General features: G+C 70.4%; 11 protein-coding genes. 5 read left to right on the plus strand and 6 right to left on the minus strand.

The window, feature by feature from the left end:
• Positions 1–13: 13 nt before the first annotated feature.
• From GUY61_RS08835 to proB, 5 genes are all read right to left on the minus strand, one after another.
• Complete coding sequence (locus tag GUY61_RS08835) at positions 14–1,099, minus strand: hypothetical protein (protein ID WP_166629522.1); 1,086 nt, start codon at positions 1,097–1,099, stop codon at positions 14–16.
• 175 nt (positions 1,100–1,274) lie between these two features.
• Positions 1,275–1,850 carry a hypothetical protein gene (locus GUY61_RS08840; protein ID WP_166629523.1) on the minus strand — a complete coding sequence of 192 codons (576 nt, stop codon included), beginning with the start codon at positions 1,848–1,850 and terminating at the stop codon, positions 1,275–1,277.
• Positions 1,851–1,918: 68 nt separating this feature from the next.
• Entirely contained in the window at positions 1,919–3,202 is a 1,284-nt protein-coding gene (locus GUY61_RS08845) for a glutamate-5-semialdehyde dehydrogenase (protein ID WP_166629524.1), read from the minus strand.
• A gap of 166 nt (positions 3,203–3,368) precedes the next feature.
• Positions 3,369–3,893, minus strand: a complete 525-nt coding sequence (locus tag GUY61_RS08850) for a hypothetical protein (protein ID WP_166629525.1) — start codon at positions 3,891–3,893, stop codon at positions 3,369–3,371.
• A 290-nt stretch (positions 3,894–4,183) separates the two neighbouring features.
• On the minus strand, positions 4,184–5,284 hold the full coding sequence (proB, locus tag GUY61_RS08855; RefSeq protein ID WP_166629532.1) for a glutamate 5-kinase: 1,101 nt from the start codon (positions 5,282–5,284) through the stop codon (positions 4,184–4,186).
• Between the two features lie 245 nt (positions 5,285–5,529).
• Here proB and GUY61_RS08860 point away from each other — a divergent pair, with 245 nt between their 5' ends.
• The 3 genes from GUY61_RS08860 (at position 5,530) to GUY61_RS08870 (ending at position 10,361) form a co-directional block, all read left to right on the plus strand.
• Complete coding sequence (locus GUY61_RS08860; protein WP_243766288.1) at positions 5,530–7,686, plus strand: hypothetical protein; 2,157 nt, start codon at positions 5,530–5,532, stop codon at positions 7,684–7,686.
• A gap of 284 nt (positions 7,687–7,970) precedes the next feature.
• Positions 7,971–9,101: an acyltransferase family protein gene (locus GUY61_RS08865; RefSeq protein ID WP_313896583.1), complete on the plus strand. Its 1,131-nt coding sequence runs from the start codon at positions 7,971–7,973 to the stop codon at positions 9,099–9,101.
• Between the two features lie 177 nt (positions 9,102–9,278).
• Positions 9,279–10,361 (plus strand): CDP-alcohol phosphatidyltransferase family protein, encoded by a 1,083-nt coding sequence (locus tag GUY61_RS08870; RefSeq protein ID WP_166629527.1) that lies wholly within the window; start codon positions 9,279–9,281, stop codon positions 10,359–10,361.
• A gap of 134 nt (positions 10,362–10,495) precedes the next feature.
• On the opposite strand, the gene galE is transcribed toward GUY61_RS08870, so the two are convergent.
• Positions 10,496–11,467: a UDP-glucose 4-epimerase GalE gene (gene galE, locus GUY61_RS08875; protein WP_166629528.1), complete on the minus strand. Its 972-nt coding sequence runs from the start codon at positions 11,465–11,467 to the stop codon at positions 10,496–10,498.
• Positions 11,468–11,658: 191 nt separating this feature from the next.
• Between galE and GUY61_RS08880 the strand changes: the two genes are divergently transcribed.
• Both GUY61_RS08880 and GUY61_RS08885 read left to right on the plus strand, forming a co-directional pair.
• On the plus strand, positions 11,659–13,893 hold the full coding sequence (locus GUY61_RS08880) for a bifunctional glycosyltransferase family 2 protein/CDP-glycerol:glycerophosphate glycerophosphotransferase (RefSeq protein WP_166629529.1): 2,235 nt from the start codon (positions 11,659–11,661) through the stop codon (positions 13,891–13,893).
• A gap of 32 nt (positions 13,894–13,925) precedes the next feature.
• A complete protein-coding gene (locus tag GUY61_RS08885; RefSeq protein WP_166629530.1) occupies positions 13,926–17,486 on the plus strand; it encodes a bifunctional glycosyltransferase/CDP-glycerol:glycerophosphate glycerophosphotransferase in 3,561 nt (1,186 codons plus the stop codon).
• Positions 17,487–17,537: the final 51 nt, after the last annotated feature.

Below are 17,537 nucleotides of genomic sequence, written 5' to 3' on the forward strand. Positions count from 1 at the left end.
CCGCCGGCCCAGGTCAGCCCTCGGCCCGGCCGGGATCCGGCATCACGCTGGGTGCCATGACGCCGCACAGCGCCGCCGTCACCCGGCCCGTGGCGTAGGGGTCGGTGCCCGCCGAGCCGTCGGACTCGGCGGTCTGGCCGGCGAGCAGTGGCCGCAGATAGCCGGAGGGGTCGTCCGCGCAGGCCTCCGGCCCCGCCTGGGCAACGGAGGAGGTCAGCTCGGCGCGGTGCATCCCCAGGTCCTCCGGGTCGAAGCGGAAGTGCAGCTCACGGCGGACCGTGAACAGCGAGGCACGGTCGGGCTCCTCGTCGCCCGCCGCGCGTACGGCGTAGACGAAGGTGTGGTCGGCGACGACCTCCAGGGCCTTGTCGTCGGCCTCGGCGACGTTCAGCACACCCCGCACCCGCACGTCGGCGTCGGCCAGTGCCACCTCGGCGGGGTCGAAGCGCACCACCCAGCCGGTGGCGGAGTGCTGCCCGTCGTCCCGGGGGTGCGCGAAGCTGCGGTCGAACTGCTCCAGCTGCCCGGGATCGAGCAGCAGGCGCACGGAGCGGACGGCGCCGCCGGTCAGCACGTCGGGGTCGAGGGAGGACTCGACGATGTAGTCCTTGGCCGTGACGAGCGCGGCGACCACCTGTCCTTCGGAGAAGTGCTCGGTGCGCCGGGTGGGCGGCATGGTGACCCCTGCCGCCCCCGAGCGGTACTCGGCTGCGGGACTGTGCGCGTACAGCCGGCCGGGCTCGGCGCCGGGCACCGGCTGCTTGGGCGCCAGGGGGATCACGGTCATGCTCAGCGGGTCGACGGAGGTGAGCCGCGGCGGCTGGTACGGGTGCCGGACTCCCATGTAGATCGCGGTGCCGAAGGCCACGAAGATCAGCAGGATGAGCAGGAGCGCCTGCTTGGAGCGGCCTGCGGAGGACCAGGCAGGTCTGCTGCGCACCGGGTGGGAGTGGTCGGCCAGCCGCTCCTGCGCGGAAAACTCCTGAAGGCGGGCAGCACGGACGAACGACTCGTCGAACACGACGGATCGGTACTCGTCGTCGGCACCTCCCGGGACGCCCTCGGGTGTCCCCTCAGGAGGGTCTCCACGCCCGGCCATACTCAGAGAGTAGGTCGGCGGAGGCTCCGGTAAACGCACTGGTACTCGTCAAGTTCTCATGAAGTTTCATGGGTTCTCGCCGGACCGCTCGGCCTGCGCCCGTCCCCCGCCCAGTCGCGGCCCGGCCCGCGCGGGGCCGCACCAGGGACGCGCCCGGGCGGCCTCCTGGACCGGATCAGGGACTTCTCGGCGCCGCGGAGACCGCGGGGGGAGTGAACTCGGCGGAGGCGGAGGGAGTGCCCGGGATGCGGCCTTCGCTGTTGTCGACCGGTGTGGTGGCGGGAAGCGGGCCCTGGTCCCGCCGGTCGTCCGCGGCGCCGCGGTACACGGCGGTGAAAGCGAGCGCGACCATGCCGACGCCCATGACCACCGCGAGAATCCAGGCGACGGGGCGGTGCCAGCGGGCCCGGCCGCGGTAGGGGCGCAGCGCGCCGCCCTCGGTCCCGTAGGGGTCGTACAGGTCGTCCTCGGCCCTGCCGAGGACGCCATGGCCGTAGTCGCCGTAGCCGTAGTCGGTGTGCCCGTCGTCGTAGAGCTCACCGGCGCCGGCTCTGGACGCCTCCGCCTCGGCGCGGGCCTGGGCGGCCGAGAGCAGCCGCTCCACGGCGGAGGGCTCATGTATCTCCGCCGCCCGCACGAAGTCCTCGTCGAAGACCACGGAGGCGAACTCGTCGTCCGCGGCCCCGTGGTCGAGGTGGTCGTCGGGGTCCCAGCCGTCAGGAAACGGCCTGCCCCCCACGTCGTCCGGCACGGATCCAGAGTAGACCTGAGGGGTCGGTTTGGGCAGGGAGAGCGGTAATTCCGGGTGAAAACAAACGATTACCTGGTGTGACCGTCGCCCGTCACGATGTACTTCGTGGAGGTCAGCTCGGGCAGCCCCATCGGCCCGCGGGCGTGCAGCTTCTGCGTGGAGATGCCGATCTCGGCCCCGAAACCGAACTGGCCCCCGTCGGTGAAGCGGGTGGACGCGTTCACGGCGACGGTCGTGGAATCGACCAGCTGGGTGAACCTGCGGGCCGCGGCCTGCGAGGTGGTGACGATGGCCTCGGTGTGCCCGGAGGTCCACAGCCGGATGTGCTCGACCGCCCGGTCGAGCGAGTCGACGACCGCTGCCGCGATGTCGTACGAGAGGTACTCCGTCTCCCAGTCCTCCGCGGTCGCGGGCACGACGGTGGCCTTGCTGCCCTCGGCGTAGCTCCGCACCCGCTCGTCGCCGTGCACGGTCACGCCGGCCTCGGCCAGGGCGTCCAGCGCCCGTGGCAGGAAGGCGTCGGCGATGTCCTTGTGCACGAGCAGGGTCTCGGCGGCGTTGCACACGCTGACGCGCTGTGCCTTGGAGTTGACCAGGATGTCCACGGCCATGTCGAGGTCGGCCTGCGCGTCCACGTACACGTGGCAGTTGCCGGTACCGGTCTCGATCACGGGAACGGTGGACTCGCTCACGACCGTCCGGATGAGCGAGGCTCCGCCGCGCGGGATGAGGACGTCGACGAGGCCGCGGGCGCGCATCAGCTCGCGCACCGAGTCCCGGCTCTCGCCGGGCACCAGCTGCACCGCGTCGGCGGGCAGGCCGGCGCCGTGCACCGCGTCGCGCAGCACCCGCACCAGCGCGGTGTTCGAGTGGTACGCCGAGGAGGAGCCGCGCAGCAGCACCGCGTTGCCGGACTTGAGGCAGAGCGCCGCGGCGTCCACAGTGACGTTGGGGCGGGCCTCGTAGATGATCCCGACCACGCCGAGCGGCACCCTGACCTGGCGCAGGTCGATGCCGTTGGGCAGCGTCGAACCACGCACCACCTCACCGACCGGGTCGGGCAGCGCCACGACGTCCCGTACGTCGGAGGCGATGGCCCGGACCCGCTCCGGGGTCAGCGTCAGCCGGTCGATGATCGCCTCGCTGGTTCCGGCCTCGCGGGCCTTGGCGATGTCCTCGGCGTTGGCCTCGACGATCTCCTTCGTACGGACCTCGAGGGCATCGGCGATGGCGAGCAGCGCGTCGTCCTTGGGCGCGCGCGGCATCGGGGCGAGCGTGGTGGCCGCGCCGCGGGCCCGGTACGCGGCCTGGATTACCGGAGACTGATCGTCGAGAGGCGTGAGCGAGGTCATGCGGGAAGGGTAGTCCCGCTCAGGACGTCTCAAAGCACTCATTCCAGCAGCCGAGACGGGCGTACCGGATGCCGGGCCGGCGCGGGCCCTCCCGCGCCCCCGCCGGGCGGGAGGGCCCGGAGCGGCATCCTGGCCGCGCGGGGGCGTCCGCCGCCGGCGGCAGGGCTCAGAAGGGGTGCACACCCACGGGGGCTGCGGGCGGAGGCCCGTATCCCTCGGCCACGCGCAGGTGATAGGTCTCGCGGTCGATCACCTCGAGGCCGACGATCTCCCACGGCGGCAGTCTGGCCGAGGACCGGTGCTCGCCCCACAGCCGGAGCGCCACCGCGGCGGCGTCGTGGAGGTCCCTGGCCTCCTCCCAGTACCTGATCTCCGCGTGGTCGCCGGCATAGCGGCTGGTCAGCAGGAACGGGTGGTCGTAGGCGAGCTGCTCCAGCGCGCGGCGCACCTCCGTCAGCGGGACGGCGGGGCCGGAGACGCTGAGGGTGACGTGCCAGAGCCGGGACGCCTCGGCCTCACGTGCGCCGAGGACGGGGCCGGGCAGCGGCGTCCGCGCCGCTCCCGGCGTCTCCGGGGCCTCGGCCGGGGAGTCCGGGGCCTGTTGCTCCTCGAAGTTCTCACCTGCTGCGACGCTGGTCAGAGTCCGCTCAGCGGTCCCTCGGGGCCCCACCCCCGGGCGTCCTCGTCTCACCGGCGGCCTCCTGGTGTGTGGTGCCGACTTCCGCAACAAAGTTGACCAGCCGGAGACGGCGCGCGTGGCCCTTTTCGTGAAGGTCTTCATCGGGAGGACCGACTCTCGGCCGTTTCTCCGCTTTCTCTTCACCAGCCCGTCGCGAAACCACGACTCGTATGACAAGTCGTGCCGGGCACGCCGAAGTGCGGCGTCAGAGGCCTGGTGGTCGTCCAGGGGCCCGGCGTCCGCCCAGGAGGACGGGCGGACCGGAGGCGCGAAGGCGCGGGGCGGAGGAAGGGCCGCCCGCGTCAGAGCACCACGAGATCGTCGCGGTGCACGATCTCGCGCTCGTACGCCGGTCCGAGTTCCCGGGCCAGGTCACGGGTGGAGCGGCCGAGCAGCCGGGGGATCTCCCGGGCGTCGAAGTTGACGAGCCCCCGGGCCACCGCCCGCCCTTCGGTGTCCCGCAGCTCCACCGGGTCACCCGCGCTGAATTCGCCCTCGACCGCGGCGATGCCGGCGGGGAGCAGGGACTTGCCCCGCTCGGTGACGGCCAGTACGGCCCCGTCGTCCAGGGTCAGCGAGCCCTGCGGGGTGGAGGCGTGGGCCAGCCACAGCAGCCGGTCGGCGGAGCGCCGCCCGGTGGGGTGGAAGTAGGTGCCGGTGGCGCGCCCGGCGAAGGCGTCGGCGGCCTGGCTCGCGGAGGTGAGCACGACCGGGATCCCGGCCGCCGCGGCGATCCGGGCCGCCTCGACCTTGGTGACCATTCCGCCGGTGCCGACGCCGGCCTTGCCCGCGCTGCCGATGGAGACGCCCTCGATGTCCTCGGGGCCCTGGACCTCGGGGATCCGGGAGGTGCCGGGCTTTGACGGATCGCCGTCGTAGAGGCCGTCGACGTCCGAGAGCAGGACGAGCAGGTCGGCCCTCACGAGGTGGGCGACGAGGGCCGCGAGCCGGTCGTTGTCCCCGAAGCGGATCTCGTCCGTGGCCACGGTGTCGTTCTCGTTGACGACCGGCACGGCGCCCATGTCGAGCAGCTGGTCCAGGGTCCGGTAGGCGTTGCGGTAGTGGGCGCGGCGACTGGTGTCGTCGGAGGTCAGCAGCACCTGCCCGACGCGCACGCCGTAGCGCGCGAAGGAGGCGGTGTAGCGGGCCACGAGGAGCCCCTGGCCGACACTCGCGGCGGCCTGCTGGCGGGCCAGGTCACGTGGGCGGCGGCGCAGGCCGAGCGGAGCGAGCCCCGCCGCGATGGCCCCGCTGGAGACCAGCACGATCTCCCTCTCGCCGCCGCTCCTCGCCTTCGCGAGCACGTCGACAAGGGCGTCGACGCGGTCGGCGTCCAGTCCGCCGGCGGCCGTGGTCAGCGAGGAGGAACCGACCTTCACCACGATTCTGCGGGCGTCCGTCACGCCCGTGCGGGTCACCGCCCGCTCCTGCCCTGCCCCTGACACGCCTTCCCCAATGTCCGACCTGACCTGCACCCATATGCCGAGGCCAGAAGTCCTTGCACTGTACGTGAGGGACCCGGTACGACGCCGCCGCGTTCCGCTGCGTGGACCGGCGTCACGCGTTCACACGAAGGTTTCACCGGTCTCTCATGCGGCGTGCGGCATAGTTCTCTACCGTAGGCCGCAAGCAGCCCATTACCGGAGCCATGGCCCCGCCGTTGACCAGCAGGCCCGATGCGCGCGCCGATACCCTGCTGCTCTATGGTCGCGCGGACAGTCGAGCTGCCTGGAGAGTCCCGTTGCGTTCATTGTCCATCCTTTTGAAGACGGCCGTGAAGCTGGCGGCGCCCGCCGCGCTCGTGCTGTCCTTCGCCGTGCAGGTCGTCGGGGCGCTGCTGCCGAGCGTGCCCCTGCTGATCGCCTCGACGGCCACGGGTCTCGCGGCGGAAGCCGCGCTGTACCGATGGCAGCGGGGAATGGTGACTGCCATCGCCAAGACGCGCGCGGACGTGACGGTCCGGCAGGTGATGCGTGACTTCCTGCTGGTGTCGGGACTGCTGAGCCTGGAGCAGCAGAGCCGGGAAACGGTCTACCTGCCGCTCGTCTACGGGCTCCTGTTCTTCTACGCGCTGCACTTCGCCTGCCAGGCCGCGGCGATCCTCGTCCGCCGCACGCGGACCCTCCCGGTCGTCACGCGCAACATCGACGCCTCGGCGCTGCGGCTGCGGCCCGCGCCTCCCGCGGTGCTGCTGCGCCAGTCCACCCTGCGGCTCCTGCTGTTCGGCCTGCCCTCGTCGGCGGGCCTGCTGGCGACCGCGGCCGGCGACGAGCCGCTCTTCGCGGCGGTCGGCATCGCGCTGTCCGTCGCCATGACGGCGACGGGCCTCGCCGAACTGCTGCTGCGGCTGCTGCCCGGCCGCCGTCCGGCCACGGACGAGGAGGTCCTGGAGTGGTTCGACGCCTGGCTCGCGGAGTACCGGCCCACGGTCGGCATGTACTTCTCGGGCGGCGCGACCTCGGCGTACCAGGCCAACATGTGGCTGGACCCGCTGGCACGGCTCGGCGGCCGCCCGCTGATCGTGCTGCGCGAGCGGTTCATGGTGCAGAAGATCTCGGCGACCGACATCCCCATCGTCTGCGTCCCGAAGGTCGCCAACCTGATGCGGCTGGAGCACTCCACGCTGAAGGTGCTGCTGCACCCGGCGAACTCCGGCAAGACCTCGCAGGTACTGCGGATCCCGACGATCAAGCACGCCTTCGTCAACCACGGCGAGAGCGACAAGCTCTCCAGCTGCAACCCGTACGCAAAGGCGTACGACGAGGTGTGGGTGGCGGGGCCCGCGGCGCGCGAGCGGTACGCGCTGGCCGACGTCGGCGTCGAGGACAAGGACATCGTCGAGGTCGGGCGCCCGCAGCTGGCCGCCGTCGAGCCTTACGCCGGCCCGCCCGCCGGCCCGTTCACGACCGTGCTGTACGCCCCCACGTGGGAGGGCTGGGACGGCAACCCGGGCAATACGTCGATCATCGAGGCCGGCGAGAACGTCGTGCGCGCCCTGCTCGCCGACCCCGGGGTGCGGTTGCTGTACAAGCCGCACCCGATGACGGGATCGGTGGATCCGCGCGCAGGCGCCGCCGACGTGCGCATCCAGGCGATGATCCGCGCCGCCAACGCCGCCCGCTCCGGGGAGCGGCCCGGGCCCGCGGCCGCGGCCGAGCTCGCCCGCCGCACCCGGGAGCTGGAGGCGCTGAGCACGGTGTCCTTCCGTTCCTCGGCCGACGAGGTGGAACGGATGCTGCTGCAGGGCACGCCGGAGCCCGGGCGCGCCGCCGCGGTCGCCGAGGCCACCACCGCCTGGGAGGCCGCCTACTGGGCCTCGTTCGCCGTGTGGGAGCACCAGATCATCACCGGGCCCCAGCCGGGCGTGTTCGCCTGCTTCAACCAGGCGGACCTGCTGATCAGCGATGTCTCCAGCGTGGTCTCCGACTACATGGCGGGCGAGAAGCCGTATGCCGTCGCCAACACCAGCGGCCTGTCCGAGTCCGCGTTCCGCGACACCTTCCCGACCGTCCGCGCGGCCACCGTCCTCACCCCGGACGCGAGCGGGGTCCCGGCCCTGCTGGAGTCCGTCCGCGACCCGCGCAAGGACGGGCTGGCCGCGGCCCGGGCCGAGTTGAAGCTGCACCTGCTGGGCCCCTCGGAGCCCTCTTCGCAGGAGCGCTTCGGCGACGCGGTCGCCGCCCTGTGCGAGGCGGCCGACGACCACCGCGTCCGTATGACGACCCGCCTGCTCTCGGAGATCCCTCCGCAGCGCGAGGCGGTGCACGCGGCGGAGCGCACGGCCCTGGAGGCGACCGAACGCTGAGCGCCGTCACTCCGGGTCGCAGAACGGCTGTCCCCTCGTCCCGTCGGGGCGAGGGGACAGCCGTTTGCCCTCCCCGGCGCCGTTCCGCACGTCCGGACCGACGACGCACACCCCGTTTGCCCGCGTTCACGCATATCGCCCCGCATTCAGATATAAAGAGGCAATTGGCCGTTACGCGGAATTCCCGGCCGTCCGTTGACTGCTGTTTGCATGAAATTCGCCTCCCGCGCAGAATGGCACGCCTGCCCGCAGCGCGCGGCCGTCGTCAGCAGGAGGGGAAGAGAGTGATACGGGCTCTACGCAGAAGTCCCGCCGAGCGGGACGACGGAGCCGATCCGAAGGCCGGAGCCCAAGCACCACCGCAGAAGGGGCGCGACGCCTTCTTCGACAACGCGAAATTCCTGGCCATCGTCCTCGTCGTCGTCGGCCATTCCTGGGAAAGCCTTCGCGATCACAGCAGGGCGACCGCCGCGGCGTACATGCTGCTGTACGCCTTCCACATGCCGGCGTTCACAATCATCTCGGGATATTTCTCACGCAGTTTCGACTTCCGGCCACGCCAGCTCCAGCGCCTCGTGAGCGGAGTCGTCGTGCCGTACATCACATTCGAGGTCGCGCTCAACGCGTTCCGGGCCTACAACACCTCGGACCCGTTCGAGGTCAGCATCCTGGACCCGTGGTATCTCACGTGGTTCCTGATGTCCCTGTTCATCTGGCGGCTGACCGCACCGCTCTGGCGGCTGATGCGCTTTCCGCTGGCCACGGCCGTCCTGATCGCCGTGGTGGTGGGCACGACTCCGACCGCGGGCGATGAGATCGCGCTCCAACGCACTGCGCAGTACCTCCCCTTCTTCGTCCTCGGCCTGCAACTGAGCGAGGGCCACTTCCTGCGGCTTCGCACGGGCCGGCTGCGATTCGCGGCCGTGGCAGTCCTCGCCGCCGGTGCCGCCGTCGCCTACTGGGCAGTGCCGCGCATGAATCCGGACTGGTTCTACCGCCGGGACGCCGCGCAGGACCTCGGCGTGCCGACGTGGGTCGGTGTGCTGATGATCCTCGGCATGCTCGCCTGCTCACTGGCGCTGTCGGCGGCCTTCCTCGCACTGGTCCCGGCCCGTCGCACCTGGTTCACCGCGCTCGGCACCGGCACCCTCTACGCCTACCTCCTCCACGGGTTCCTCGCGAAGGGTGCCCACTGGTGGGACTGGTACGACAGCGAGTGGGCCCGCAGCCCGGTGGGGATCGTGAGCATCAGCCTGATCGCCGCCGTGATCGCCGTGGCGCTGACGACTCCCCCGGTACGGCGGGTGTTCACGTACGTCATGGAACCGCGGCTCGACTGGCTCTTCAGGAACCGGGCGCCGGGGGCGTCCGCGCCGAAAGCTCCAACCCGTCCCCAGGGCGCGGCTGCCGGGTGACCTGAACGACGCGCACGGTGTAGATCCACAGGCATCGGTGAAAGACAGGCGACACCCGTAAGTACGATAATCTTCACCCTCGATTCATTCGAGTCTCACGCACTTCGCGAGACACAGCAGTGCCCGGTGTGCACACGCCGCCCCCTCCCCCTAGCCGACTGGAAGATGGCTGACCGCATGGACATCCCCTCCCTGGCCGAGGTACGTCGCCTCACCGAGAAAAAGCGTGATGCATGGTGGACCGTGCTCCTGGTCGACCCAGTTGCCACCCCGCTCGTGCGCTGGACCGCGAAGTGGACGCGGGTCACTCCGAACCAGATCACGTGGGCCGCGCTCTTCCTGGGACTCGGCTCCGCGGCATGCTTCGCCCGGGGAGACTGGCAGTGGCTGGTCGCCGGTGCCGTGCTCTACCACTTCAGCTTCATCCTGGACTGCATGGACGGGAAGCTCGCCCGGCTCACCGGCAAGGGCTCGGAGTTCGGCGGCTGGCTCGACTACGTCTTCGACCGCATTCGCGTCCTGGCCTGCGCCGTGGCGCTGATGGGGGGCCAGTACTCGAAGACCGGTGATGTGACGTATGTCTGGCTGGCGCTCGCCGTCATCTTCCTGGACATGCTGCGCTACATCGACGCCCTGCAGATCTTCAAGGTGCGCCACAGCATGCGCAAGAAGATCAAGGCGCGCGCCAAGGCGAGCCGCCGCGCCCTGGCGGCCCTGAACGGCGAGACGACCGACGAGAGCACCGGCGCGCAGGAGCGCCTGGCGTTCATGGAAGACCTGCTGCGCGACACCCCGGAGACGGACCTCGACCAGAACGGTGCCATCAGCGACGTCGCGGTCGGTGGCCAGGACTCCGAGGCGGACGACAGCGGCGAGAACGGCGGCGTCCAGGCGTCGAAGCCCAAGCAGGTCATCGACCTTCACGTCGAGTTCAAGGGCCGGTTCCCCTGGTACGGCCGTTTCCGCACCTTCCTGCTCCGCAAGCGCATCCGCACACACCTGGTCAGCGGCATCGAATTCCAGATGGCGGTGTTCATCGTCGGCCCGCTGGTCTCGGCCGTCATGCCCGTGACCATCGGCGCCGGTGCCCTGCTGCTGGCGTTCGAACTCGCGATCATCTACAAGCTGCTGCTCTCCACCAGGGACTTCGAGCGCACGCTGGCGTCGTACCCGGTTCCTGAGATCCCGGAGCAGGCCGCGTCCGACAAGGCTCAGGAGGCTTCGCAGTCCGGCACGGGCACCACGGTCAGCGCGGGCTGAGTCACCCGTACAACGGCTGCACACGAAGGGGCAGCGGGCTTCGGCCCGCTGCCCCTTCGCCGTGTCCGCAACCCCTTCGCCGTGTCCGCCGCTCCCTCGCCGTGTGCGCTGCCCCCTCGCCGTGTGCGCGCCGCTCAGGGATGCCGGAGGCGCCAGCCCCGCCAGGCCGACTCGATCATCTCGTCCACCCCGTACCGCGCCGCCCAGCCGAGTTCCTCACGGATCCGGTCGGCCGAGGCGACCACGCGGGCGGGGTCCCCCGGCCGGCGCGGGGCGACCTCGGGCGCGAGGCCCTGGTGACCGGTGATTCTGAGGATGCGGTCGACCATGTCCCGCACCGAAACGCCCTCCCCGCGGCCGATGTTGAGGGTGAGGCAGAGCCCGCCCTCGGTGCCGGCGAGCCTGCGGGCGGCCTCGACATGGGCCGAGGCGATGTCCTGGACGTGGATGTAGTCACGGATACAGGTGCCGTCGGGCGTCGGGTAGTCGTCACCGAAGATCCGCGGCGGCCGGGCCGACTCGATGCGCTCGAAGACCATCGGGACCAGGTTGGACACCCCGGTGTCGGCCAGTTCGGGAGCCGCCGCGCCCGCGACGTTGAAGTACCGCAGCGAGACGGCGCGCAGTCCGTACGCCCGCGCGGCGTCCCGTATCAGCCATTCGCCGACGAGTTTGGTCTCGCCGTACGGGCTCATCGGGACGCAGGGGGTCGACTCCGTGACGAGATTCACATCCGGCATGCCGTAGACGGCGGCCGAGGAGGAGAAGACGAGGCGGTCGGCACCGGCCTCGCGCATGACATCGAGCAGGATCTGGAGTCCCGTCACGTTCTCCCGGTAGTAGTACAGCGGGCGTTCGACGGACTCGGCGACCTGCTTCTTCGCGGCGACGTGCACCACGCCCGTGACCTGGTGCTCCCGGAACGCGGCGGCCAGGCGCGGACGGTCGAGGACGCTGCCGACCACCAGTGGTGTGCCGTCCGGGACCCGGTCGGCCTCACCGGTCGACAGGTCGTCGTACACGACGGCGGGTTGTCCGCCCGACCGCATGGCCCGCACGACGTGCGCTCCGATGTACCCGGCCCCGCCTACAACCATCCAGGACAATTGGACGTCTCCCTCTCCGAAGGTTCATCTCACAGCTTGCACCCAGGTGAAGCAGGGACGAACCCCGGCCGCAAGCAAACCCACATCAATCACATAGGCTGCTTGGCGCCTCTTTCCGGAGCCACAACCTATGGAACTACCCACGTGCTTGTTGTTTCACACCCCCACAGATGCTTATGGACTGGTGAAGGATGCCCCGACTGACACTCGTCGTGCCTGCCTACAACGTGCAGGGCTACCTGCGTGAGTGCCTCGACTCCGTCCTGCAGCAGGACTTCACGGACTTCGAGATCATCGCGGTCGACGACTGCTCACCGGACGCATCGGGAGCCATTCTCGACGAGTACGCCGCGCTGGACAGCCGCGTCCGGGTACTGCACCTCCCCGAGAACATCGGGCTGGGGCGGGCGCGCAACGCCGGCATGGAGCAGGCCACCGGCGACTACCTGCTCTTCCTGGACAGCGACGACCACCTGACCCCCGGCGCGCTGAGCGCCGTCGCCGCCCGGCTGGAGGAGACCGCCGAGCCGGACATCCTGGTCTACGACTACGCCCGCACGTACTGGGACGGCACGGTCCGACGCAATCTCCTGGGCGCGGTGCTCGAGAAGAGCGCGGCCGCCGGGGTCTTCCCGCCGGCCGAACGGCCGGAACTGCTGGACCTGCTGCAGATCGCCTGGAACAAGGCGTACCGCCGTGAGTTCGTCGAGCGGCACCGCTTCCGCTTCCCTCCCGGCTACTACGAGGACGCGCCCTGGACGTTCTCCTCCCTGATCACCGCCGAGCGCATAGCCGTCCTCGACCGGATATGCGTCCTCTACCGGCAGCGCAGAGAGGGCGGCAACATCCTGAACACCCGCAGCCGCAAGCACTTCGACGTCTTCGACCAGTACTCACGGCTCTTCGCGTACCTCGACGAGCACCCCGAACTCGACCAGTGGCGGCCGGAGATGTTCCGCAAGATGGTCGACCACTACCTGACGGTGCTCGACCGGCCGGGCCGCCTGCCGCGGAACGCGCGGGCGGAGTTCTTCCACCGGGCGGCCGCCGACTACCGGCGGCTGCTGCCCCGGGGCTTCGAGCGCCCGGCGGGCGTACGGGGCTACAAGTACCAGCTGCTCGCCCTCGATTCCTACGCCGCCCTGGCCGGGATGAAGGCCGTGGGGAAGGCGCACAGGTCGGCCCGCAGCCAGAGCAGGAAGCAACTGGTGCGGGCCAAGCGCACGGCCATGAACCTGCACTACCGGTCGCAGTTGCGGCTCCCCCTCGACGGGAACCTCGCGGTGTTCTCCGCGTACTGGAGCCGCGGGTACGCCTGCAACCCGGCGGCCATCGACGCCGAACTGGCCCGGCTCGCACCCCGGATCAGACGTGTGTGGGCGGTCAGGCCGGAGCACGCGGGCCGCGTGCCCGAGGGCGTCGACGTGGTCCACGTCGGGTCGCGCGAGTACTGGGCGGCCCTGGCCCGCGCCAAGTACCTGGTGAACAACGTGAACTTCGCCGACGCAGTGGCCAAGCGCCAGGGCCAGATCCATCTGCAGACCCACCACGGCACCCCGCTGAAGACGATGGGCCTGGACCAGCAGAAGTACCCGGCGTCCACGTCGATGAACTTCGGGGACCTGCTGCGCCGCTGCGACCGCTGGGACTACAGCCTCTCCTCCAACCGCTTCTCCACGGCCGTCTGGGAACGGGTCTACCCGTGCTCGTACGAGTCCCTGGAGACCGGCTACCCCCGCAACGACGTCCTCGTCAACGCGACCGCCGAGGACGTGCGCGAGGCACGCCGCGAGCTGGGCCTGGACGAGGGCGTCACCGCCTTCCTGTACATGCCGACCCACCGCGAGTACCAGAAGGAGTTCACCCTCCGCCTCGACCTGGCACGGCTCGCCGAGGACCTGGGCCCCGGCGTCACGCTGCTGGTCCGCGGTCACTACTTCTACGAGCCCTCGCCGCGCCTGGCCGAACTCCAGGCGGCGGGCCGCGTCGTCGACGTGTCCGCCCGTCCCGGCGTCGAGCGGCTCTACCTCGCCGCGGACGCGCTGATCACGGACTACTCCTCCGCGATGTTCGACTACGCCAACCTGGACCGGCCCATCGTCACCTTCGCGGACGACTGGGACGTCTACTCCGTCGTCCGCGGCACCTACTTCGACCTGATGGCGGAGCCGCCGGGCAAGGTCGCCAGAACCCAGGAGGAGCTGACCGGCCTGCTGCGGTCGGGCGAGTGGGACAGCGACGAGAGCGCCAAGCTGCGCTCCGCGTTCCGCCGCCGCTTCTGCGAGTTCGACGACGGGCGCGCGGCCGAGCGGGTGGTCCGCAGGGTCTTCCTCGGCGAGGACGGCCTCCTGCCCCTCGTGCCGGCCGGCGAGCGCACCCACGCCCCCTCCCCTGCCCAGGCGCTCGCGCCGATCGAGCGGGTCTGAACTTGCGAGAGCGAAAGGAAGCTGGTCACGCCATGGCCCCCCGGCTGAGCGTCATCGTCCCCATCTACAACGTCGAGCGGTATCTGCCGGCCTGCCTCGACTCGCTTCAGGCTCAGACCCTCCGTGACATCGAGGTCGTCATGGTCGACGACGGGTCCCCGGACGGCTCGGCCGCGATCTGCGCCGAGTACGAGGCCCGCGACTCCCGGTTCCGGCTCGTGCGCAAGGAGAACGCCGGCCTCGGCGCGGCGCGCAACACCGGCATCGCGCACATCTCCCCGGCCTCGGAGTTCCTGGCCTTCGTCGACAGCGACGACGTCATCTCCCCGGACGCCTACCGGCTGATGCTGACCAGCCTCGACGAGACCGGCTCCGACTTCGCCACCGGCAACGTCTTCCACCTCAAAGGAGGCAAGTCCTGGCAGGTGCCGCTGATGCGGATGCTGGCCGGCGAAGCGCGCAAGCGCACCCACGTCTCCAAGTACCCGAAGCTCATCGCGGACCGCATCGCCTGCAACAAGGTGTTCCGGCGCTCCTTCTGGGAGAAGCACTCCTTCTCCTTCCCCGAGGGCATCCTGCACGAGGACATCCCCGTGGTGCTGCCCGCGCACTACAAGGCCGAGGCCGTGGACGTCATCGGTGAGCCGGTCTACTACTGGCGGCTGCGCGAGGGCGAGTCGGCGCCGTCGATCACCCAGCGGCGCCGCGAGGTCAAGGCGATCCAGGACCGCGTCACCGCCGTCGAGACGGTCAGCACGTTCCTCGCCTCCCAGCCGGGGCCGGAGTACGCGCGCTACAAGCGCGAGTACGACGACCGGGTGCTCCGGGACGACCTGCGCCTGTTCCTCAACGTGATCCCCGACACGGACGCCGAGTACCACGAGGCGTTCCTCGACGCCACCAACCGCTACCTCTCGGCCGTCGACCCGCAGACCGTCATGGAGCTTCCCGCGCCGCTGCGGGTGCAGTGGCTGCTGGTGCGCAAACGGCAGATACCGGCGCTGATCGACCTTCTCGCCGACCAGCGCCGCAGGGAACCCATCGAGGTCTCCGGCACCATCCGCAAGTACGCCGACTTCCGGGCCCTGCGCAGGAGCAGCATCAAGCTGCCGAAGTCCGCGCTGCGCATCGACCCGGACCTGGAGCTGCACACGCCGCTGCGCGACGTCACCTGGGAAGACGGCAGGCTCGTGCTCACCGGTGACGCCTGGATCGACAGGATCGACACGTCGAGCCGGCACGGCAGTGTGAAGGTGCTCCAGCTGAAGAGGGACGGCTCGCGGCGCCGGCTGGTCCTGCGCGCCAGGAACGTCTACCACCCGCAGTGCACCACCGACTCCAACCAGAAGCGCTACAACTACGACTGGGCGGGCTGGCAGGTCGTTCTCGACCCGGCGAAGCTGCGCAGGGGCGCCGAGTGGGAGGAGGGAACCTGGCACGTGGGCCTGGGCCTGTACGCCTCGGGCCTGTTCCGCAAGGGCGGCGTCCAGTCCGGCGGTGGCGGCGACGCGAACTTCGCGCCGTACCACTGGCTGAGCGAGGACTTCCGACTGCTGCCCGTCATCGACCGCGGCGCGTTGAAGATCCGGGTGGAGAAGCTGCGCGCCCTCGTCACCGGCCGCCGCCTGGACGGCGAGCACATCGAGATCACCGGCGAGATCCGGGAGCGGCTGAAGGACGGCGAGACGGTCACGCTGCGGCTGACCCACACGAAGAGCGGTGAGGTCGTCGAGTGTCCCGCCGCCGTGGCCGGGGACGGGACGGGCCCGGCCCGCTTCCTGGCGCGGGTGTCCGTCAAGGACGTGGCCCTGGTCACCGACGAGGGCGTCGACGAGAACGCCCAGCCGGAGAAGCGGCTGTGGAGCAGTGTGCTCGTGGCCACGGCCGGGGACGGCACGCAGCGCCGGTTCAGCCCCGTGGTCCGCGACGGTCTCGAGGACGCGCGCTTCGATCTGCCGGCCTCGCTCGGGGAGCGGGCCGCGCACAAGGAACTCGCGGTGGTGGCCGGGCACAACGGCTATCTGAAGATCTGCGGCCGGGTCAGGCAGGCCGTCATCGAGAGGGTCTCGCTGGGCGCGAACGGCATCCTCGTCTCCGGGCACACCAGCCCGGAAATGGCGGGCGCCGACTTCCTGCTCAAGTCCAGGAACCGCTTCGACGAGCGCAAGGTGCCCGTGCGCTGGGGAGACAACGGCGCCTTCGAGGTGGAGTTCGACCCGTCGGTGATGGGCGGCTCCGGCAATGTGCCGCTCAAGGCGGGCCGCTGGAACCTCTTCCTGCGCGCCGGAGGACGTCCGGACGTGCCCCTCGTCATCGACCGGCTCGCAAACGGCCTGTTCCCGCTCAAGGCGGAACTCGGCGGCCGGCGGTACTGGTTCGAGCGGCGCTGGGGCGACTTCCCGCAGCTCAACTGCCGTTCCGAACTGAGCGACCTGGAGCGCGGTCCTTACCGCCAGCTCCAGCAGCGCCGCGAGGTGTACGCGCCCGCCCGCAGCCTGCTGCTGCGGGACCAGGTGTTCTTCTTCAGCTACAACGGCAAGCAGTACTCCGACAGCCCGCGCGCCATCCACGAGGAGCTGATCCGGCGCGGCACCGGCCTGAAGCACCTGTGGGCCGTCCGCGACGGCCAGGTGGTGCTGCCACCTACCTGCGAGCCGGTCCGGATGTGGGGCCGCGAGTGGTTCGAGGCGCTCGCAACCTCCCGCTACATCGTCACCAACGGGCACCTGCCGGAGTGGGTCGAGCGGCGTCCCGGCCAGGTGATCGTGCAGACGTGGCACGGCACGATGCTGAAGAAGATCGGCCACGACATCGACACCCTGCACTTCGACACGGAGTACCAGAACCGGCTGCGGCTGGAGGCGGGGAACTGGTCACTGCTGATCTCCTCCAACCGGTTCAGCACGCCGATCCTCAAGCGGGCCTTCTCCTTCGACGGGGAGATCCTGGAGGCGGGCTACCCGCGCAACGACTACCTCTACTCCCCCGACCGGGAGAAGCTGGTCGAGAAGATCAAGGGGCAGCTCGGGCTGCCGCCCGGCAAGAAGGTCGTGCTGTACGCCCCGACCTGGCGCGACGACCAGTCGCACAGCGCCGGGCAGTACCTCTTCGACCTGCGGCTGGACATCCAGGACGCACGGCGCCGGCTCTCCGACGACCACGTGCTGCTGATCCGCCGCCACTCCAACGTCGTCGACCAGGTGCCGGGCGCAGGCGACGGCTTCGTCTGGGACGTCTCCGAGTACCCGGACATCGCCGACCTGTATCTGGTCTCGGACATCATGATCACCGACTACTCGTCCGTGATGTTCGACTACGCGCACCTGGGGCGCCCGATGCTGTTCTTCACGTACGACCTGGAGCACTACCGCGACACTCTGCGGGGGTTCTACTTCGACTTCGAGAAGGACTCGCCCGGGCCGCTGCTGCGGACCTCCGAGGAGGTGGTCGCCGCGATCCGCGGCATCGAATCCGTCTCGGCCGAGTACCGCGAGCGGTTCGAGCGCTTCCACGAACTGTTCTGCGACCTCGACGACGGACATGCCTCGGGCCGGGTCGTCGACCGGATGCTGGAGCAGGCCAGGGAGATCTGAGCACCGCGCACGCACACACGCGTTTCGAAGGGGCGGGCCCCGGAGGAATCC

It is taken from the genome of Streptomyces sp. GC420 (assembly GCF_009916105.1).
In the GTDB taxonomy this organism is placed as follows: Bacteria; Actinomycetota; Actinomycetes; order Streptomycetales; family Streptomycetaceae; genus Streptomyces.